The sequence below is a fragment of the Pectobacterium cacticida genome (assembly GCF_036885195.1).
In the GTDB taxonomy this organism is placed as follows: Bacteria; Pseudomonadota; Gammaproteobacteria; order Enterobacterales; family Enterobacteriaceae; genus Pectobacterium; species Pectobacterium cacticida.
Window position 1 is genome coordinate 3615794 of record NZ_CP133656.1, and the last position, 20577, is coordinate 3636370.

Below are 20577 nucleotides of genomic sequence, written 5' to 3' on the forward strand. Positions count from 1 at the left end.
GTGGCTAACGTGCGTCTGATTCTGACTTTTCTTTTGGGATGTTTATTATCAACGGCCGCGTTGGCGGCTACCGTACCTGATGAGGCACAGCTTCGCCAGCAGCTACAGTTAGCGGAAGCGGCCAACGGCTCGCCCGACCAAGCCAGGATCGTCGAAGAATACCAAACTGCGCTTAACACGCTACAGGATCGTAAAGCGTCACTGGAGCGTGCGGCGCAGTATCAACGTGTCATCGATGATTTCCCCAAGTTAGTTCGGGAACTGCGGCGTCAGATTAGCGCCGAAGACGGTAAACCTGCGCCAATACCGGATAACCTCTCCAGCAACGATCTTGAACAGCAACTGCTACAAACGAGCAGCCAGTTGTTAGAGCAGGCTCGTGAGCTTCAGCAAGAGCAGGATCGGCTGCGGGAAATCAGTGATTCACTCAGTCAGCTTCCGCAACAGCAAACGGAAGCCAGCCGCATGCAAAACGATGCGGAACGCCGAATTCAGTCGCTAGGCACACCGACCACACCGCTGGGGCAAGCGCAGCTTGTCGCGCTTCAGGCTGAATCCGCACTGCGCAAAAGCCGGGTAGACGAACTGGAGTTGGCACAGCTTTCAGCCAGTAATCGCCAGGAATTATCTCGGCTGCGTGTCGAACTGTATAGAAAACGTCATGACAGGCTGGATCTGCTGCAACAGGATTTACGCAGTAGGCTCAATAATCTGCGCCAGCGCGAGGCTGAAAAAGCATTAGAGCGTACGGAATTGTTGGCGGAACAGAGTGGGGATTTACCTAGCGTCATCAGTAAACAACTCCAGGTTAACCGTGAGCTATCCGTAGCCTTGAACCAACAGGCGCAGCGTATGGATCTTATCGCTTCGCAACAGCGTCAGGCCGCAACGCACACGATTCAGGTGCGTCAGGCGCTCAGTACCATTCGTGAACAGGCACAATGGCTTGGTATCTCGCCAATATTAGGTGAAACATTACGGGCGCAAATCGCGCGCCTGCCGGACATGCCCAAACCCCAGTTGCTCGACAGCGACATGGCAAAATTGCGCGTACAGCGCCTGCACTTCGAAGACCTCATCAATAAATCACAGGATATTGATAACGCTAAACAGGATAACGGGGAACCGCTAACCAGCGCGCAACAGCGTATTTTAGCCGACCAGATGCGAACTCAGCGTGACTTGCTGACATCGCTGATTTCCGGTTGCGACGCGCAAATTTTAGAATTAACCAAACTTAAGGTGGCTAACAACCAATTGGCGGATGCCTTAACAGAAACGCGGGAAGCCGCCCATCGCGATCTGTTCTGGGTTGCCGATGTTGAACCAGTGACATTCGCTTATCCGCTCAAATTGGTACAGGATCTGACGCGGCTATTGTCGTTAGATACGCTGACGCAGTTGGGGAGCGCATTGGTCATGATGGTGACCAGCCAGGAAACCGTTCTACCGCTACTGGGTGCCTTGCTGCTGGTAGGTTTTAGCATCAGCTCGCGACGCCATTATCATGCGTTTATGGAACGTGCGAGCAGCCGTGTAGGCAAGGTCACGCTCGACCATTTTATGCTGACGTTGCGCACCGTATTTTGGTCTATCCTTGCCGCGCTACCGCTGCCCGTACTCTGGGCAGCGCTAGGATACGGGCTGCAAAACGCCTGGCCTTACCCAATCGCTGTCGCTATCGGCGACAGCGTAACCGCCACCGTGCCATTGATGTGGCTGGTGATGATCAGTGCCTCATTTGCACATCCGCAGGGCTTGTTCATTGCACACTTCCGCTGGTCGCCGGATCGTGTAGCCAGAGCAATGCGCTATTACCGTCTTTCTATCGCCTTTATCGTGCCGCTGATTATGGCGCTGATTACCTTCGATAAGCTTAACGATCGTGAATTCTCCAGCACGCTGGGCCGACTCTGTTTCGTTCTGCTCTGTATGGCGTTGAGTCTGGTGACGACCGGATTGAAACGCGCCGGTATTCCGCTCTATCTGGATAAATCTGGCTCTGGGGAAAATTCGATTAATCACGCGATGTGGAACATTCTGATCGGTGTACCGCTCGTTGCCGCCCTCGCCTCCTGCATCGGCTATCTGACGACGGCTCAGGCGCTACTGGCACGTCTGGAAACGTCCGTTTCTATCTGGTTTTTCCTGTTAGTGGTTTACCACATTATTCGCCGCTGGATGCTAATTCAGCGACGGCGTATAGCCTTCGATCGCGCTAAACAACGGCGCTCTGAAATTTTGGCACAGCGTGCGAAAGGCGAGGATGATGCGCCGTCTACGTCATCCCATGAAAGTAGTTCTGACGCGGTAGAAGAACCCGTTGTCGATCTGGACGCTATCAGCGCTAAATCATTGCAGTTAGTGCGTTCGCTCCTGACGTTGGTCGCACTGGTTTCCGTTATCGCGCTGTGGTCTGAAATTCATTCCGCCTTCGCCTTCATGGAAAATATTAGCCTGTGGGATGTGTCCAGCACGGTTCAAGGGGTAGAAAGCGTCCAGCCGATTACCCTTGGCTCGGTGCTAATCGCGATTCTGGTCTTCATCATTACCGCACAGCTCGTACGTAATCTGCCCGCGCTATTGGAACTGGCAATTTTACAGCATCTGGATCTGTCGCCGGGCAGTGGTTACGCCATAACGACCATCAGCAAATATATTTTGATGCTGATTGGCAGCCTGATGGGGTTCTCACTTATCGGGATCGAATGGTCGAAGTTGCAATGGCTGGTCGCGGCACTCGGCGTCGGGCTTGGATTCGGCTTGCAGGAGATCTTCGCCAACTTTATCTCTGGCCTAATCATTCTGTTTGAAAAACCAATCCGTATTGGCGATACGGTGACAATCCGCGATCTCACGGGGAGCGTCATGCGCATTAATACGCGCGCCACCACGATTTCCGACTGGGATCGCAAAGAAATTATCGTGCCGAACAAGGCCTTTATTACCGAGCAGTTTATCAACTGGTCGCTGTCTGATTCGGTTACCCGCGTCGTGCTAACGGTGCCTGCGCCTGCGGAGGCGAACACCCAAGAGGTGACGGAATTGCTGATGGATGCGGTGAAAGGCTGTTCGTTGATTCTGGATACGCCTGAACCCGAGGCTTTCCTGGTTGATCTGCAACAGGGTATCCAAATTTTTGAGTTACGCGTTTTCGCTGCCGAAATGGGGCACCGTATGCCGTTGCGCCATGAACTGCATCGGTTGATTCTGGAAAACTACCGCAAACACCATCTGGAACTGCCATTCCCCCCCTTCCAGGTGAGAATGGACAATCTGTCACGCCGTGGCAAAACGCTAGCGCCGCAGCATCGAACGCCGGGGGGATTATAAGAAAAGCAATAGGTGAGCCAGTGCTCCACGCGTAATCACAAGGATTGCGCTACGGTGGCATCGAGATCGCTAAGCACGATCGACAGTGAACGCTATCACATCCCCCAACGTTTCAGCGCCCAGTGCGAGCATGATCAAACGATCGATGCCAAGCGCCACGCCGGCGCACTCCGGCAAACCGTGCCTTAGCGCCGCCAGTAGGTTTTCATCAATCGGCTGCTGGGGCAAACCACGCGCGGCACGCTTACGGTTATCTTGTTCAAAGCGCTGGCGTTGTTCATCGGCATCGGTCAATTCGCGAAAACCATTCGCCAGTTCAATCCCTTTGAAATAGACCTCAAAACGCTCGGCAACGCGATGATCTTCCGAACTGATTTCAGCTAACGACGCCTGCGTTGCCGGGAAGTGGTAAACAAAAGCAGGCTTATCACGCCCAATATTCGGCTCGACGCCGAAGGTAAATAACATCTGCACCAGCGCATCGCGATCGTCTTCACGGTTGGCCATATCGCCCAACCCCAGCTTTTCTGCCGCTTCACGCAATTGCGTTTTATCAACAGACAGCGGGTCGATCTCCAAATGGCGTAAGAACGCCTGCTGATAAGAAAGCATCTCCGCGCCTTCACAGTCCAATATCTGCTGTAGAAGATCATCGACTTCATTCATCAGACGATACATATCGTAGTGAGGACGATACCATTCCAGCATAGTAAATTCGGGGTTGTGATGTCGGCCCGCTTCTTCATTGCGGAAACTACGGCACAGCTGAAAGATTGGCCCGCTACCCGCCGCCAGCAGGCGTTTCATATGGTATTCCGGGCTGGTCATCAGATAGAGCGTCATGCCATCCGCCGCGCCGGGACCAACGAAGCGAGTCTGGAATGGAGATAAGAAAACATCCGTTACCGTGGCCTGGCTCATCGCTGGCGTTTCGACCTCTAAAACCCCCCGATCGGTGAAAAAACCTCGGACAGCAGCAATGATAGACGCCCGTTTTAACAAATTAGCGACGGAGGCACTAGGTTGCCAGCTTGTCGTCTCGCTCATGGTTCTTACTCCAATGTCAAACAGGGGGTGCAGTCTACCCGTATCCGTCCAAATTTCCAGCGGAAAAACATCGGTGTACCCCGTACCGAAAGGCGTCAGGATAGCATCGGTAAATTATATCCTGTGGATCATTTTCTTATATCCCACACGACGGGGTATTAAAAAAATAAGCAAATTATTCCACGCTAAATAAGTCTTTCGATCACGTTTTTATCATTAAATACTCATCCTGCCGAAAAAACGACAAAACACGGGATTACATCAAATTTCACCTACCTATAATTCGGTATGATTATTCAAATAAAAAAATTATAGATTTATCGATTCATTACATAGCTATCACCTAATTTTAGCGAAATGAATATCAGGCCCGGATATAAAGTTAGAAACATATAACGATTATTTTTTATTTTAACTTAATTAACTTAAATAACTGGAGGGAATGCATTGCAAACCTTTAACGCCGATTTAGCCATTATCGGGGCCGGGGGTGCTGGACTTCGGGCGGCAATTGCTGCCGCAGAAGCCAACCCTCAACTGAAAATTGCTCTGATCTCAAAAGTCTACCCCATGCGTAGCCATACCGTAGCCGCCGAGGGTGGGTCAGCAGCAGTGACTCAGGATCACGATAGCTTCGATTATCACTTCAACGACACCGTGTCCGGTGGCGACTGGCTATGTGAACAAGATGTGGTTGAGTACTTTGTTAAACACTGCCCGACGGAGATGATTCAACTGGAACAATGGGGTTGCCCGTGGAGCCGCAAACCGGATGGCTCAGTCAACGTTCGCCGCTTTGGCGGGATGAAGATTGAACGTACCTGGTTTGCCGCCGATAAGACGGGCTTCCACATGCTGCATACGCTGTTTCAAACGTCGCTTAAATACCCGCAAATCCAACGTTTCGATGAACATTTTGTCCTCGACGTTCTGGTCGATGATGGCCAAGCGCGTGGTCTCGTCGCCATCAATATGATGGAAGGGACACTGATCCAGATCCGCGCTAACGCGGTGGTGCTGGCCACGGGCGGCGCAGGCCGCGTATACCGCTACAACACCAACGGTGGCATTGTTACCGGTGACGGAATGGGGATGGCGTTCCGCCATGGCGTGCCGCTGCGCGATATGGAATTTGTGCAATACCATCCGACTGGTTTGCCCGGTTCCGGTATTCTGATGACCGAAGGCTGTCGCGGCGAAGGCGGCATTATGGTTAATAAAGACGGTTACCGTTATCTACAGGACTACGGCATGGGCCCGGAAACGCCACTTGGTCAGCCGAAGAACAAGTACATGGAACTGGGGCCGCGCGATAAAGTGTCACAGGCATTCTGGCACGAATGGCGTGCAGGCCGCACCGTATCAACCCCATTAGGCGATGTGGTGTACCTCGATCTGCGCCACCTCGGCGAAAAAAAGCTCAAGGAACGTCTGCCTTTCATCTGCGAACTGGCAAAAGCGTATGTTGGCGTCGACCCGGTGAAAGAGCCAATTCCCATCCGCCCGACCGCTCATTACACAATGGGGGGGATTGAAACCGATCAAAACTGCGAAACTCGCATCAAAGGCCTGTTTGCGGTGGGGGAATGCTCTTCCGTGGGTCTGCATGGCGCGAACCGACTGGGTTCTAATTCATTGGCTGAGTTAGTGGTCTTTGGGCGTGTCGCGGGTGAATTCGCGGTACAACGCGCACAGGCGGCGGCACCAGCCAATGGCGCGGCGCTGGATGCACAAACGCGCGACATCGAACAACGCTTACAGGGGATGATGAACCAAGAAGGTACTGAAAACTGGGCGAAAATCCGCGACGAGCTGGGTATGTCAATGGAAGAAGGCTGTGGGATTTACCGCACCACCGAACTGATGCAAAAAACCGTCGATAAACTGACGGAACTCAAAGAGCGCTTTAAGCGCGTGAAAATCACCGATCGTTCCAGCGTATTCAACACCGATCTGCTTTATGCCGTTGAGCTGGGACATAGCCTGGATGTGGCGGAATGTATGGCACACTCGGCGCTCAACCGTAAAGAATCCCGTGGTGCGCACCAGCGTCTGGATGAAGGGTGCATCGAACGTGATGATGTCAACTTCCTGAAGCATACGCTGGCATTCTATAACCCGGAAGGCGCGCCCCACCTTGAATACAGCGATGTGAAGATCACCAAACTTCCCCCCGCGAAGCGCGTATACGGCGCAGAAGGCGACACGCAGGAAGGTAGCAAGAAGGAGCAGGCGAATGGCTGAGACAACAACCCTGAAAATGGACGTCATGCGCTATAACCCTGAACGGGACCGCGAACCCTATTTTGAAACATTCGATGTCCCGTACAACACGCAGACTTCCCTACTGGATGCGTTGGGTTATATCAAGGATAACCTGGCACCGGATCTGTCTTACCGTTGGTCCTGTCGCATGGCGATCTGTGGCTCCTGCGGCATGATGGTAAATAACGTCCCCAAATTAGCCTGCAAAACTTTTTTGCGTGATTACACACGCGGCCTGAAGGTAGAAGCGCTGGGCAACTTCCCTATCGAACGTGATTTAGTCGTCGATATGACGCACTTTATCGAGAGTCTGGAAGCCATCAAGCCATACATCATCGGCAACGATCGTAAACCCGCCGATGGGCCGAACGTACAGACGCCGGCACAAATGGCGAAGTATCACCAGTTTTCTGGCTGTATTAACTGTGGCCTGTGCTATGCGGCATGTCCGCAGTTCGGCCTGAACCCAGAGTTTATCGGCCCGGCAGCGATTACGCTGGCGCACCGCTATAACCTGGATAGTCGCGATCGCGGTAAAAAAGTGCGAATGCCACAGTTGAACGGTAATAACGGCGTTTGGAGCTGCACATTCGTGGGCTACTGCTCAGAGGTGTGTCCAAAGCATGTCGATCCTGCGGCGGCCATCCAGCAAGGTAAGGTCGAAAGCGCCAAAGACTTTATGATCGCCATGCTGAAACCACAATAAGGGAGGGACAATGATGACATCTAAACGTAAGGCCTATGTTCGCAGCATGTCGCCAACCTGGTGGAAAAAACTAGGATTCTATCGTTTTTATATGCTACGAGAAGGCACTGCCGTCCCTGCCGTTTGGTTTAGCATCATACTGTTGTATGGCGTGTTCGCGCTAAAAAACGGGCCGGAAGGCTGGGCTAATTTCGTTAGCTTTCTGCAAAATCCGCTGGTACTGCTGATCAATATCGTGGCGTTACTGGCGGCCGCGCTGCATACCAAAACCTGGTTCGAACTGGCTCCAAAGGCCAGCATTATCGTGATTAAAGATGAAAAAATGGGGCCAGAGCCAATCGTTAAAGGGCTTTGGGTTGTCACCGTGGTCGTCACCGTGGCTATTCTGGCGATTGCTCTGCTATTTTGAACAGGAGAAAAAACGTGATTAATCCAACGCCAAAACGCTCTGACGAACCCCCTTTCTGGGGTCTATTCGGTGCAGGTGGGATGTGGAGCGCATTTTTCGCGCCGGTAATGATTCTGTTAGTCGGCATCATGCTCCCCCTCGGCTGGTTTCCAGACGCGTTAACCTATGAGCGCATCGCAGCATTTAGTCAAAGTGTTATCGGGCGCATCTTTTTACTGCTGATGATTGTGCTGCCGCTCTGGTGTGGCCTGCACCGTATCCACCACGCAATGCACGATCTGAAGGTCCACGTTCCTGCCGGGAAATGGGTGTTCTACGGACTGGCAGCCATTCTGAGCGTGGTGACCGTGATCGGTGTCGTTACGCTGTAATACCGCTTCGGCCTGTGCGATGTCGCAGGCCGCTTTATTTTCCCCGCGCAACCACGCCCATCGTCTACACTAAAACGAAGTTGAAAAGATGAGATACCGCAAAATGCAGATTCGCTCCTCAAGTACGTCGTTAGTCATGATGAAACGAGGCGTAAAGGCATGCCTTGCCGCTGTCGTTGCCCTCTTTTCCGTCGCCTGTAGCGTAACGCCACCCAACGGCGTCAAGGTCGTGGATAATTTTGATGTTAATCGATATCTCGGCACATGGTATGAGATTGCGCGTCTCGACCATCGGTTTGAGCGTAATATGGATCGTGTGACGGCCAACTATAGCCCGCGCGAGGATGGTGGTATCAAGGTTATCAACCGGGGCTTTAACGTCGAGAAACAGGAATGGAAAGAAAGTATCGGGAAAGCGTATTTCACAGGGTCGCCGCAGCAAGGCGCACTTAAAGTATCGTTTTTCGGGCCATTTTATGGCGGTTACAACATTATTGCATTGGATGATAACTATCGCTACGCTCTGGTTTGTGGGCCAAACAGAGATTACCTGTGGATTCTCTCACGCACGCCGACGTTAGAAGCAGCGACCCGCGACAGGCTGGTCGCCACGGCTAAACGCTACGGTTTCCCGACGGAAGCGCTTATTTGGGTCAAGCAATAGTTTGATAAAAAAAACCACGATGTTGGCCACAAGATAACGTGCGGGTGGCCTTTATTACCCCATAATTTTATCGCGAAACATAAAAAATACCGCGCCTAATAGACATAACCCGGCCCAGATATAATCGGTACGAAAAGGTTCTTTTAAAATAATCATCGAGAAGGGGATAAACACCGTCAGGCTGATGACTTCCTGCAATATTTTCAATTGACCAGCAGATGCCACCTGATAGCCAATCCGATTTGCCGGCACCTGTAAGAGATATTCAAATAACGCGATGCCCCAACTGACTAATGCAGCGATTATCCAGGCACGCCCGCTGAAATAGCGTAAATGCCCGTACCAGGCGAATGTCATAAATATATTGCTTAACGTCAGCATGCCGACAGTGATGAAAATAGGCGACATTATTACTTCTCCGAGTGAATGACGTTCGCATTATCTCGCCGCAGGGAAGAAAATACCATCTCGGTATTTTCTTCCACTCGGAAAAGCGATTAAAATCTGTTTCTCTTCCTGCGTAAAATTATTGGACGCTACGCTGTATAGCTTTACCGCCTGCCTCCACATCTTCCCCTACGCCTCGGGTGGTATTACACCCAACCACGGCCGAGAGAATAACCAGAGAGAAAATGGCAACAAATGTTTTTTTCAACATAATCTGTTCCTTTTTATGAATGTCAGGTATCAGCAATAGAAAAATCACTGCTTTTTAAGCGTAGCCAATTTTGATGGTGGTGGGGATTTTTTCGAACCAGAGAGGAAACGGGAATGGGGGAAATGACATTCCGCAAAAAGCCGCCCTCACGGAAGGCGGCCTTGCTAGAATGGATTACTTCACGCGTGAGACGTATTCACCGGAGCGCGTGTCAACACGCACCACTTCGCCAATCTGCACAAACAACGGCACTTTAACGACCGCGCCCGTGCTCAGCGTAGCAGGTTTACCCCCTGTTCCAGCGGTGTCGCCTTTCAGGCCGGGATCGGTATCGACGATTTCAGCTTCAATGAAATTCGGCGGCTGTACGGCAATGGGGCTACCGTTCCACAGCGTAATGATACATTCCGCGTTATCCTGCAACCATTTAGCGGCGTCACCAACCGTTTTCCCTTCGACCTGATGTTGTTCAAACGTTTCAGGGTGCATGAAATGGTAGAACTCGCCATCGTTGTACAGGTAGTTCATATTCGTGTCGACGACATCTGCGCCTTCAGCGGAATCGGTCGATTTAAAGGTCTTTTCAACGCGAGACCCGGTTAGCAGGCGGCGCATTTTTACACGGGCAAAAGCCTGACCTTTACCCGGTTTCACAAATTCACTGGATTCGATGGCATAAGGCTCACCTTCGAACATGATTTTAAGACCGGAACGAAAATCGTTGCTAGAATAAGTCGCCATAAAGGCCCTCTACAATTTGATACTGATACGAAGCCAAAAAATGGCACACATTGTAACCCTAAATATACCTTCCAGAGAAGATTGGTTGCAGCAACTTGCGGACGTAATTACCGATCCCGAGGAATTACTGCGCCTTTTAGCCCTGGACGATCGCACAGCGCTCAGGCAAGGCCATGATGCACGCCGACTTTTTGCGTTGCGCGTACCGCGTGTTTTCGCTGCAAGAATGCAAAAAGGCGATCCTGACGACCCATTGTTACGCCAGGTCTTAACCGCGCGTGAGGAATTTATCGCCACGCCAGGTTTCAGCCATGATCCTCTCGATGAACAGCACAGCGTGGTGCCGGGACTCCTGCACAAATATCACAACCGCGCCCTGCTGTTAGTCAAGGGCGGCTGTGCGGTAAACTGCCGCTATTGCTTTCGCCGCCACTTCCCATACCAGGAGAATCAGGGCAACAAAGCAAACTGGCGTCAGGCGCTGGATTACATTCGCCAGCACCCCGAACTGGATGAAATTATTTTTTCCGGCGGCGATCCGTTAATGGCAAAAGATCATGAGCTTGACTGGTTGATCACCGAACTGGAGCTCATCCCACACATCCAGCGCTTGCGCATCCATAGCCGCCTACCGGTAGTGATACCCGCCAGGATTACCGACGCCCTGTGCGAACGCCTGTCGCGCAGCCCACTGCAAGTGTTACTCGTGACGCATATTAACCACCCGCAGGAAATTGATCATGATGTAACACAAAGTATGGCGCGTTTACGCCACGCCGGTGTGACGCTACTCAACCAAAGTGTGCTGCTGCGCGGGGTGAACGACAATGTTGAGACGCTTGCTCGGCTGAGTAATGCGCTATTTGACGCGGGGATCTTGCCTTATTATCTCCATGTATTGGATAAAGTTCAGGGCGCGGCGCATTTTCTGGTGAGCGACCATGAGGCCCGTCTTTTGGTTAAAGCGCTGATGAAGAAAATCTCTGGTTATCTGGTGCCGCGTCTGGCACGAGAAATTGGTGGGGAAGCCAGTAAAACACCGTTGGATTTAGGGATGAAGCAATATTAAGACGACGCCGGGCCATTACGTGAACGCTACTGCGAATAAATAAAAGGAAGTGAAGACAGAATATCTGCCTCCACCGGGCTTCGCCTAAGGGCATTTATAAACGCTGCCGGTCATTTTACTGTCGAGCGGCGCAAAGCTTGACCAGAAAGTTTCACTGGGGCTCGTCGCGCCATAGATCGTATTCCCGCCCATCGCCGCTGCTTTATTACGCAGATCGTTCGCCGCACCGCGCATGGCGCTACCGTCGCTATGGTTGCCTGCCAGCCAATTAGATTGGCTACCGCTGGCCTGCCCCAAGAGCTGGCATTCGCTTCCTGGCTTGGTATCCGTAAACGTCACCGCTTCCCCTGCGGCACTGAGTTGACTACCGCTGCTGCACCCTGCCAGCAATGCCACCGCTGTTAACCCCAATAAAATACGAACGTGCATGTATTTCTCCTCGTGATTGAAAAAACGCCGCTATTTTCCCTACATCATACGATGTTCATCACGCTAGCGGCCAATATTGCACCTTATTTACCTCAATATTTACCTATAACAAATCACTAACAGTGGAATCACCTGTCAGTAATGGTGATAACGGTAATAGCGATAACGGTATTTTTCTTCACCAAATCAATAAGAAAAAATTCAGTATTATCTGAATGACGCTTCCCACGCCTTAGTAGATTATTCATTCGATCATTCCGCAAGAGGCTACCGATCACTGAGCCGCCGCCAGTAATGATGAGTCAACAGTCAATATGCCGCGAGGGTGCTAACGTTTTCTGTCTCCACCACCGGAAACGGATGAGGTGTCAAACGACGCAAAAACCGCAGGCGAAACTACAATTAATATAATGTAATTAGGGAAAGGAAATACAAGTATGTCCATCCAGCAACGCGTAGTCGCCCTTCTCGGTTTCTTTGTCTGCGCCTCGACCAGTCAGGCCGCGGGACTGCTCGCGCCGGACACCGCACTTCGCCACGATCTCACTTGGCTATCCGATCGCGGCGTGATTGAAACCAGCCTGACAACCTGGCCACTTAGCCAGGAGGAAATTGAGTCCGCTCTGCGCCGGGCGAAACCAACCAGCAATACTGAAGAAGCCGTTATTACGCGCGTTAAGCAACGAATTCAGCAAATCAAATCCCCCGTACGCATCACAGGATATACGTCTACTGACCGCCCTGGCCTGCCGCAAGGCTTTGCAAGTCGACACGCTAGCGATCATGCCTTGTCAATCGGTGTCGCAACCAGCGGCGACTATTGGGACATCAACCTTAAAGGCACGCTTGAAGGTAATCAGAATATTCAAGATCGCTCCAATGGAAATGTAGACGGCTCTTACGCCGCGGTAAAAATTTTTAATCAGTGGTTATCGTTCGGGAAAGTCTCGCAATGGTGGGGGCCGGGCTACGAGGGTAGCCTGATACGCTCCGACGCCGCCCGCCCGGTAACGGGGTTCTTATTACAACGTGCGGATCAATCACCGTTTGCCACGCCCTGGCTATCTTGGCTGGGCCGCTGGCAATACCAACTCTCTGCCGGGCAATTGGATCAATATTCTGCCGTGCCGGATGCCAAAATTATTGGTGGCCGCCTGTCAATCCAGCCAACGGCGTTTTTTGAACTTGGCGCCTCTCGCATCATGCAGTGGGGGGGAGAAGGACGCCCGCGTTCATGGGGTTCATTTTGGGATGGCGTAGCAGGACGGGATAATACAGGCACGGCTAACGAACCGGGCAACCAGCTTGCCGGGTTTGATTTTAAACTGAAGATGGCATCGCTTGTCGACGTCCCCATCAGTTTGTATGGTCAATTAGTGGGCGAAGATGAAGCCGGGATGCTGCCATCGAAAAACTTTTATTTGCTAGGTATTGAAGGCCATCCGGAATGGGGGACATCGACGATCAATTGGAATATTGAACACTCAGATACGCGTACCAATGGCGACGCCAAAAACTATACTTACAACCATCACATTTACCGCGATGGCTATTATCAACAAGGGTATCCGCTAGCCTATGCTGCAGGCGGCGATGCCCAAGTGCTTTCTGGTCGAGTGGAACTGGTGCTAGATGATGGACAACGTTGGAAAACCCGCGTTATGTACGCCAAAGTGAACCCAAACAGCCAGAGCATCAATAAGGCGTTTCCACGCGCAGATACCTTAAAGGGCATTGAAATAGGCTGGGGATATGACTTTTCTTCACACATTAAGCTGGATACTTCTGTCTGGTATACCGACAGCAACCATAGCGCCAATGATGACGTTGGCGCGGGTATCGGTGTAGAAATTCCCATCAACCTGTAACAGTCACCGAGAAATGCCAAAAAAAAGTGAGGTGTATTTCCCTCACTTTTTTACGTTGAGCCGTTTATCTCTCACTCACAATCAACGACGCCATGCCTTGAAACGGTTGATCAGCCCATTTGTCGAGCTGTCATGGCTGTCGATCGTGCTGTCATTTTCCAGCTCCGGCAGAATACGGTTAGCCAGTTGTTTACCCAGTTCAACACCCCACTGATCGAACGTGAAGATGTTCAGGATTGCGCCCTGCGTAAAGATCTTATGCTCATACAACGCAATCAATGCTCCCAGGCTATACGGCGTGATTTCACGTAGCAGGATGGAGTTCGTCGGGCGGTTACCGTCAAAAACCTTAAACGGCACGATGTGCTCTACTTCTTTTGCGCTTTTGCCTGCCGCTGCAAACTCCGCTTCAACCACACTACGGGGCTTACCAAACGCCAACGCTTCTGTCTGGGCAAAGAAGTTCGACAGCAGCTTGCTGTGATGATCGCTCAAAGGATTATGGCTAATCGCTGGCGCAATGAAATCACATGGAACCAGCTTGGTGCCCTGATGGATCAACTGGTAGAACGCGTGTTGACCGTTCGTTCCCGGTTCACCCCAGATAATCGGCCCGGTTTGATAATCCACCGGGTTGCCGTTGCGATCGACCGACTTCCCGTTAGATTCCATATTACCCTGCTGGAAATAGGCCGCGAAACGGTGCATATACTGGTCATATGGCAGGATCGCTTCAGTTTCGGCACCGAAGAAATTGTTATACCAAATGCCAATCAGCGCCAGTTGTACGGGCAGGTTTTGCTCTATGGGGGTGGAAGCGAAGTGCTTATCCATCGCATGCGCCCCGCTGAGCAGTTTTTCGAAGTTATCAAATCCTACTGAAAGAACGATCGACAGCCCAATCGCCGACCATAAAGAGTAACGCCCCCCGACCCAGTCCCAAAATTCAAACATGTTGCGAGTATCAATACCAAATTCGCCAACGGCTTTCGCATTGGTGGACAACGCAGCAAAGTGCTTAGCGACATGTTTCTCGTCTTGCGCCGTTTTCAGGAACCAGTCGCGAGCGCTATGCGCATTGGTCATGGTTTCCTGCGTGGTAAAGGTTTTCGACGCGACCAGGAACAGCGTCGTTTCCGGGTTCAGCGGCTTCAATGTTTCAGCGATATGGGTGCCGTCGACATTGGAGACAAAGTGCATATTCAAGTGATTCTTATAAGGCTTCAGCGCTTCCGTTACCATGAATGGCCCCAGATCAGAGCCACCGATCCCGATGTTAACGACATCGGTGATCGCCTTTCCGGTATAACCTTTCCACTCACCGCCAATCACACGCTCGCTAAAATCTTTCATCTTCGCCAGCACCGCGTTGACATCTGGCATCACATCCTTGCCATCCACCAAAATCGGCGTATTGCTGCGGTTACGCAGAGCGACATGCAGAACGGCGCGGTCTTCTGTACGGTTGATTTTCTCTCCGGCAAACATGGCGCGGATCGCAGCGGGCAGGTCGGTTTCTCTGGCCAGCGCATACAATTTGTCCATGGTTTCCAGCGTGATACGGTTTTTGGAGTAATCCACCAGCATCAGATCATCGAACGTCGCTGAAAAATGGGTGAAGCGGTCGCTATCTTGCGCGAATAGCTCGCTAATTTTCACCTCTTTCATGGTGTCGAAATGGGTTTGTAATGCCTGCCAGGCGGCAGTTTGGCTTGGGTTGATATTTTTCATAACGAGACTTCTCTCTAAGCATGAGTTCAAAGTGACTGACCCGATTGTATCCCGTAAAATCCCGATTGAGATCCCTTTTCTTGCGAAAAGCGGTCCACGCGCTTTTGTTTATTGACAGCGACCGCATAACCCGTTATTTGTAACACCGTACTTGCACACTCGGTGTGTAAGCCAGAAGAGGCGCGTCGCCCAGGTAAGGTATCGGAGGATCCGTAATCCACTGATGATATCCTGAGGGGGAGCGACGCCGAGATCGGGTGAAACACGGTATTTACCCTATCGACTACAGAGGCTGAATCCTCTGGGTTGTCACCGGATGCGTCCTTTTGGACGTTCAGCAAGGTGGAGCGCTTCTGGGTGTATCGTAGCGATGATCTACGCCTGCCCTGACTTATGCTCTCCCCCTTGTGCCAAAGCTGATTAATGGAATGCTGCTCACTGCAAACAGCATGCTTCCTGACACGAGGTTTTTGACATGTCTGCAACTGAAGTATCCGCAAACGCGAGTTCTATCGTTATTGCCAAATTTGGCGGCACCAGCGTGGCGGACTTTGACGCCATGAATCGCAGCGCCGATATCGTGTTATCCCATCCTAACGTCAGCGTCGTCGTACTGTCGGCATCGGCAGGCGTCACCAATTTGCTGGTCGCACTCGCTGAAGGCCAAACGGCAGAAACGCGGGCGGAAAATCTGGCAAAGATCCGTCAGATCCAATATGCCATCATTGATAAGTTGGCTGATCCCAGCGTTATTCGCGATGAAATCGATCGTATGTTGGATAATGTGACCACCCTGTCGGAAGCGGCTGCGCTCGCCACATCCAACGCGCTGACCGATGAGTTGGTCAGCCATGGCGAACTCATGTCTACCCTGCTGTTTGTTGAGATCCTGCGCCAGCGTGATGTCCCCGCTGAATGGTTCGATGTACGTAAGATCATGCGCACCGACGATAACTTTGGCCGGGCACAACCGGACTGCGACATTTTAGGCAAACTGACCCGCAGCCAGTTGCAGCCACGACTTGAAAAAAGTGTAGTGATTACCCAAGGTTTTATCGGCAGTGAAGCAAAAGGCCGGACGACTACGTTAGGTCGCGGTGGTAGCGACTATACCGCAGCGTTGCTGGGCGAGGCGCTTAACGTCGGGCGGATTGATATCTGGACCGATGTTCCCGGCATCTATACCACCGATCCACGCGTAGTGCCGACAGCAAAACGCATCGACCATATCATGTTTGAAGAAGCCGCTGAAATGGCGACGTTTGGCGCGAAAGTTCTCCATCCTGCCACGCTGGTGCCCGCGGTGCGTAGTGGCATTCCGGTATTCGTCGGCTCCAGTAAAGATCCCGCCGCAGGCGGTACGTTGGTGTGCAATAAAACAGAGAATCCGCCGCTATTCCGCGCATTGGCTCTACGCCGTAAACAAACGTTGCTTACCTTGCATAGCCTTAATATGCTGCATACCCGCGGCTTCCTGGCTGAGGTGTTCAGTATTTTGGCGCGTAACAACATATCCGTTGACCTGATTACTACTTCAGAAGTCAACGTTGCCTTGACGCTCGACACCACGGGGTCGACCTCAACAGGTGGTAGTCTGATTTCCAGCGCTCTGCTCACTGAACTCTCATCACTGTGTCGGGTTGAGGTTGAAGAGAATCTGTCGCTAGTCGCGCTGATCGGTAATAAACTGTCTCACGCCTGTGGCGTAGGGAAAGAAGTGTTTGGCGTACTCGAACCCTTCCGTATTCGCCTGATCTGTTACGGCGCCAGCAGCAATAATCTCTGTTTTCTGGTACCCGGCGACGACGCCGAACGAGTGGTGCAAACGCTGCACCGCAGCCTGTTCGAGTAATTTCGGTAATGCGCCTGCAATTTATTCCCACACACGCTTTGCAGGTGGCGGCTTTTGGTGAAAGCCGCATGAGTGCCGATCATTAGCAGGATAAGATAGCCGAGCAACTGCACGGCTATCTTTTTACGCCAGTAATCAGAACGAATAAGAGACGCTACCAACTACACTACGCTCGGCGCCGAAATAGCAGTACTCCAGCGAGTTACAGGCTGCAACATAGCGTTTATCGGTCAAATTATTAACATTTATCTGTGCGCTTAGCCCCTTCAGCCCAATCTTTGAAAGATCGTATCCTAGCGCCATATCCACCAGCGTATAGGAAGGCAACGAGTGAGTATTCGCGCGATCGGAGGTTATGCCGTTCACATAACGCACGCCGGCGCCCAGCGTCACACCGTTCAGTAATCCGCTTTTCACATCATAGCTGGCCCAGGCGCTAGCCTGATTACGTGGCGCGTACACTGCCCGTTTTCCCTGCTCGCTTACGTCATCGCTTTTCTTATAACGGATATCCGTATAGGTATACGCCGCTTGCAAACGCAGGTTGTCAGTAATGTGGCTCACGGCCTCTAGCTCCACGCCTTCCGACTCGATTTCGCCGATGGAACGATATGGATCGCTGGGCTGGTTCTTCGTGGCAACATTTTTCTGATTAATACGGAATACCGACAGACTATATTGGTTTTGCGAGCCTTCTGGCTGATATTTCATCCCGGCTTCCCACTGCTTGCCTTTCATCGGCTCAAGAATGTTGCCATCCGCATCAGCAAAGCTGGTTGGTGTGAACGCCGTGGAATAGCTCATATAAGGTGCAATCCCATTATCAAACAGGTAGAGCAACGCGGCACGCGAGCTGAAATTTTTCTTATCCAGCTCACCACGGCTTCCGCTGTTTTTACTGATATTGGTGATTTTCACCCGATCGTGGCGACCGCCCAGCGTTAAACGCCAGCGCTCCCAGCTCATCTGATCTTGTAGATAGATGCCGGTCTGTTGCAGCTTATGCTTTTCCAGCACACCGGAAGACATTGTTAACGGCAGCGCACCATAGACAGGATTAAAGGCATCAATGGCTGGAAATGACCCGGAAGGCCAATCCACATCATTATGGCGTTGCTGATAGTCGATCCCCACCAGCAGACGATGGTTCACGGCCCCTGTATCCACGCTGCCATCAAGCTGGTTATCTAACGTTAATGCGGACAGCGACTCACGGGAACCCGAGTAATAACGCGTCAGCGTATCGGCGCTCGGCTGCGTCCAGCCGTAGGCGTACACCTGATCCAAATGCACTTTGGTTCGCAGATAACGTAGCTTTTGACGCACCGCCCAGCCGTTATCGAAACCATGCTCAAAGTTGTAGCCCACCATGTTTTGCTTACGGTCGTATTTCTCATCATTCTCTTCCCCCTCATAGAAGGTGTTCGAGATTTTCCGCCCGTTATGCGCCACCACAGTACCGTCATACGGCAAACCTGAATGACTACCGCCTTCAGGATCGCGTTGCAGGTAAGCCATTAGCTCCAGACGCGTCTTATCGGAAATCCGCCATAGTAGACTCGGCGCAATCGCGTAGCGTTCTTCTTTGGTCTTTTTGAACTGCGTATCGGCTTCACGCACAATTCCGCCCAGACGGAACGCCAAACGCTCATCATCATCCAGCGGGCCGGTGACATCAAAGGCTGCACCACGCTGCGCATTATTGCCGGCAAACAGTTTGATCTGCCCGCTGCGATCGAACGACGGCTGACGGGAATTCAGCGCCACAATTCCGCCCGGAGAAGCGCGCCCATAGAGCACAGAGGCCGGGCCTCTGACGACTTCGATACTGTCAAGAAACCAGGGGTCGATAACCAGTGAACTGTGGGAGTTGGTATCGCCCATCATTTTCAGACCATCAAGATAGACGTTATCCAGACTGCCGTCGGAAAAACCGCGCAACACCATGTAATCAAAGCGATTAGACGCGCCGATCTGGTTATTGAATACGCCCGGCGTATATCCCACCGCCTGCCGAACGCTGATCGCACCTTGTTCCTGAATCTGATCGCGCGTAATGATAGAAACGGCTTGAGGCGTCTCAATATCCGGCGTCTCCAGCTTAGTGGCGCCACGTTGCGTTTGGGACGTCACGACGAGTGTATCACCCTGAGAAGAAGACGATGGCGTGTCCTGTGCCAATGCCGACACCGTAAATCCACTGGTAAGGCAGCCAACCACCAGCGCCAGCCGCGTTTTTCTGAACATGGGAATCTCCACAGATCTTATTTTTGTAAATAAGAATTATTACCGTTTTTAGTCTTGCAGTAGCTATGCGCAGTGACGGTTTGCGTATGCGTAATGACAAAACGGGAACTCAGTGGAGAAACGTCAGACGGGCACAACATCTGACATAAATAAAGTTCAGGAGAATGCAGGAGAGTGATGAAGAAAAACATTAGCTAACGATGCGTGCATCGCTCGGTGCCATACCATAGCGTCGCCGGAAAGCCGTAGCAAAGTTGGTTGCATGCTGGTAACCCGACATCCAGGCCGCCTGCTGCACGCTGTATCCCTGTGCCAGATAGCATCGGGCCAATTCCAGCCGGCAGTCGCGCAGGTAGTCAAAGACCGAATGACCATATGCCTGACGAAACTTGGTACGCAGGCTGCTACTGCTCATCGCGGCCAGCTGCGCCAGTTCATTTAGGGTGTAATTTTTTTCAGGCTGTTGTGCCAGACGTCGTCGAACGTTCTCCAGCCGCTCCTGTTCACCGGGCGGAGGTAATACGCGCCGTTCTCCGCCACGCTGCCCGAATGACAGGCCTTGTCCCAGCAGTTGTAGCATCACGCCTTCCAACATCATCTGACGCGATAACCCCAGCGTGGTGTTTTCCAGCACGTTCTGCAACCCAGATAATAAGTAGCCGGGAACCTGCCATAAAAACGTCGGATTTCCCCCTTGTTCCCACTCGCTCAGCAGCGAGCCTAGCAGTGGATTCAAAGCGAAAGTGGCAGGAAAAATACCGAGTGATACGGTGCGAAGATGACAATCCGCAAGGTGGCTGGCGTTCATGACTAACGGGTCACCCAGTCGGGTACTAAATGCCATGCCCGATCGCACAACAAATTCCTTACCGTTCAGGCGCAGCGCGACGCACCCTTCCAGCACCACCAGCGTATAAAACGGGCAGCAGTGCAAAGAGGTCGATTCGTAAGGTTGCAACACGCGCACATTGGAATTCGTCAGACAAATACCGGAAGATAACGTTATCTCTTCGACATCCCCCTGCACAACGATACGCTTTTCTTTCGCGCGGTCACGGCAAGACGACAGCTGCGGGAAGTGGTAATCAATCCCGTAACGTTCACCGATGTCGAAGAAATCCTCAATGGAAAAGAGTCGTTTTAGCATGAGCGGGAAGATACCTTCATCCTGTTTAACGCCCAGAATC

The 20577-nt window shown here is 51.9% G+C and carries 17 protein-coding genes and 1 riboswitch; of the genes, 9 read left to right on the forward strand and 8 right to left on the reverse strand.

From position 1 onward, the window contains the following. Positions 1-9 precede the first annotated feature (9 nt). Positions 10-3333 carry a miniconductance mechanosensitive channel MscM gene (gene mscM / locus RFN81_RS16475; RefSeq protein WP_264496850.1) on the forward strand — a complete coding sequence of 1108 codons (3324 nt, stop codon included), beginning with the start codon at positions 10-12 and terminating at the stop codon, positions 3331-3333. 69 nt (positions 3334-3402) lie between these two features. Here the strand turns inward: mscM and epmA are convergent, their stop codons facing one another. Next, on the reverse strand, positions 3403-4380 hold the full coding sequence (gene epmA, locus RFN81_RS16480) for an elongation factor P--(R)-beta-lysine ligase (protein ID WP_264496851.1): 978 nt from the start codon (positions 4378-4380) through the stop codon (positions 3403-3405). Positions 4381-4827: 447 nt separating this feature from the next. Here epmA and frdA point away from each other — a divergent pair, with 447 nt between their 5' ends. From frdA to blc, 5 genes are all read left to right on the forward strand, one after another. Beyond that, complete coding sequence (frdA, locus tag RFN81_RS16485; RefSeq protein ID WP_264496852.1) at positions 4828-6624, forward strand: fumarate reductase (quinol) flavoprotein subunit; 1797 nt, start codon at positions 4828-4830, stop codon at positions 6622-6624. Beyond that, positions 6617-7351 carry a succinate dehydrogenase/fumarate reductase iron-sulfur subunit gene (locus RFN81_RS16490; protein WP_264496853.1) on the forward strand — a complete coding sequence of 245 codons (735 nt, stop codon included), beginning with the start codon at positions 6617-6619 and terminating at the stop codon, positions 7349-7351. The genes frdA and RFN81_RS16490 overlap by 8 nt, the downstream gene beginning before the upstream one ends. A gap of 13 nt (positions 7352-7364) precedes the next feature. After that, positions 7365-7760, forward strand: coding sequence for a fumarate reductase subunit FrdC (frdC, locus tag RFN81_RS16495; RefSeq protein ID WP_264499020.1), 396 nt, complete (start codon positions 7365-7367; stop codon positions 7758-7760). A gap of 14 nt (positions 7761-7774) precedes the next feature. Then, positions 7775-8131 carry a fumarate reductase subunit FrdD gene (frdD, locus tag RFN81_RS16500; protein ID WP_264496854.1) on the forward strand — a complete coding sequence of 119 codons (357 nt, stop codon included), beginning with the start codon at positions 7775-7777 and terminating at the stop codon, positions 8129-8131. Between the two features lie 139 nt (positions 8132-8270). Then, complete coding sequence (gene blc / locus RFN81_RS16505) at positions 8271-8795, forward strand: outer membrane lipoprotein Blc (RefSeq protein ID WP_264499021.1); 525 nt, start codon at positions 8271-8273, stop codon at positions 8793-8795. A 54-nt stretch (positions 8796-8849) separates the two neighbouring features. On the opposite strand, the gene RFN81_RS16510 is transcribed toward blc, so the two are convergent. From RFN81_RS16510 to efp, 3 genes are all read right to left on the reverse strand, one after another. Further along, entirely contained in the window at positions 8850-9203 is a 354-nt protein-coding gene (locus RFN81_RS16510) for a DMT family protein (RefSeq protein WP_264496855.1), read from the reverse strand. A gap of 118 nt (positions 9204-9321) precedes the next feature. Next, a complete protein-coding gene (locus RFN81_RS16515; RefSeq protein ID WP_264496856.1) occupies positions 9322-9453 on the reverse strand; it encodes an entericidin A/B family lipoprotein in 132 nt (43 codons plus the stop codon). Between the two features lie 174 nt (positions 9454-9627). Next, positions 9628-10194: an elongation factor P gene (gene efp / locus RFN81_RS16520; RefSeq protein WP_264496857.1), complete on the reverse strand. Its 567-nt coding sequence runs from the start codon at positions 10192-10194 to the stop codon at positions 9628-9630. Positions 10195-10234: 40 nt separating this feature from the next. Between efp and epmB the strand changes: the two genes are divergently transcribed. Beyond that, entirely contained in the window at positions 10235-11263 is a 1029-nt protein-coding gene (gene epmB / locus RFN81_RS16525) for an EF-P beta-lysylation protein EpmB (RefSeq protein WP_264496858.1), read from the forward strand. A gap of 84 nt (positions 11264-11347) precedes the next feature. Here epmB and RFN81_RS16530 read toward each other — a convergent pair whose 3' ends face one another. Beyond that, positions 11348-11692, reverse strand: coding sequence for a DUF4156 domain-containing protein (locus tag RFN81_RS16530; RefSeq protein ID WP_264496859.1), 345 nt, complete (start codon positions 11690-11692; stop codon positions 11348-11350). A gap of 437 nt (positions 11693-12129) precedes the next feature. Here RFN81_RS16530 and RFN81_RS16535 point away from each other — a divergent pair, with 437 nt between their 5' ends. After that, entirely contained in the window at positions 12130-13560 is a 1431-nt protein-coding gene (locus tag RFN81_RS16535; RefSeq protein ID WP_264496860.1) for a capsule assembly Wzi family protein, read from the forward strand. An 81-nt stretch (positions 13561-13641) separates the two neighbouring features. Here the strand turns inward: RFN81_RS16535 and pgi are convergent, their stop codons facing one another. Then, complete coding sequence (gene pgi / locus RFN81_RS16540; protein WP_264496861.1) at positions 13642-15291, reverse strand: glucose-6-phosphate isomerase; 1650 nt, start codon at positions 15289-15291, stop codon at positions 13642-13644. A 167-nt stretch (positions 15292-15458) separates the two neighbouring features. Continuing rightward, a riboswitch (Lysine riboswitch) is annotated at positions 15459-15652 on the forward strand. A 114-nt stretch (positions 15653-15766) separates the two neighbouring features. Between pgi and lysC the strand changes: the two genes are divergently transcribed. Further along, positions 15767-17143: a lysine-sensitive aspartokinase 3 gene (lysC, locus tag RFN81_RS16545; protein WP_264496862.1), complete on the forward strand. Its 1377-nt coding sequence runs from the start codon at positions 15767-15769 to the stop codon at positions 17141-17143. Between the two features lie 135 nt (positions 17144-17278). On the opposite strand, the gene foxA is transcribed toward lysC, so the two are convergent. Beyond that, positions 17279-19390, reverse strand: coding sequence for a ferrioxamine B receptor FoxA (foxA, locus tag RFN81_RS16550; protein WP_264496863.1), 2112 nt, complete (start codon positions 19388-19390; stop codon positions 17279-17281). Between the two features lie 190 nt (positions 19391-19580). Then, positions 19581-20537 carry an AraC family transcriptional regulator gene (locus RFN81_RS16555; protein ID WP_264499022.1) on the reverse strand — a complete coding sequence of 319 codons (957 nt, stop codon included), beginning with the start codon at positions 20535-20537 and terminating at the stop codon, positions 19581-19583. Positions 20538-20577 lie beyond the last annotated feature (40 nt).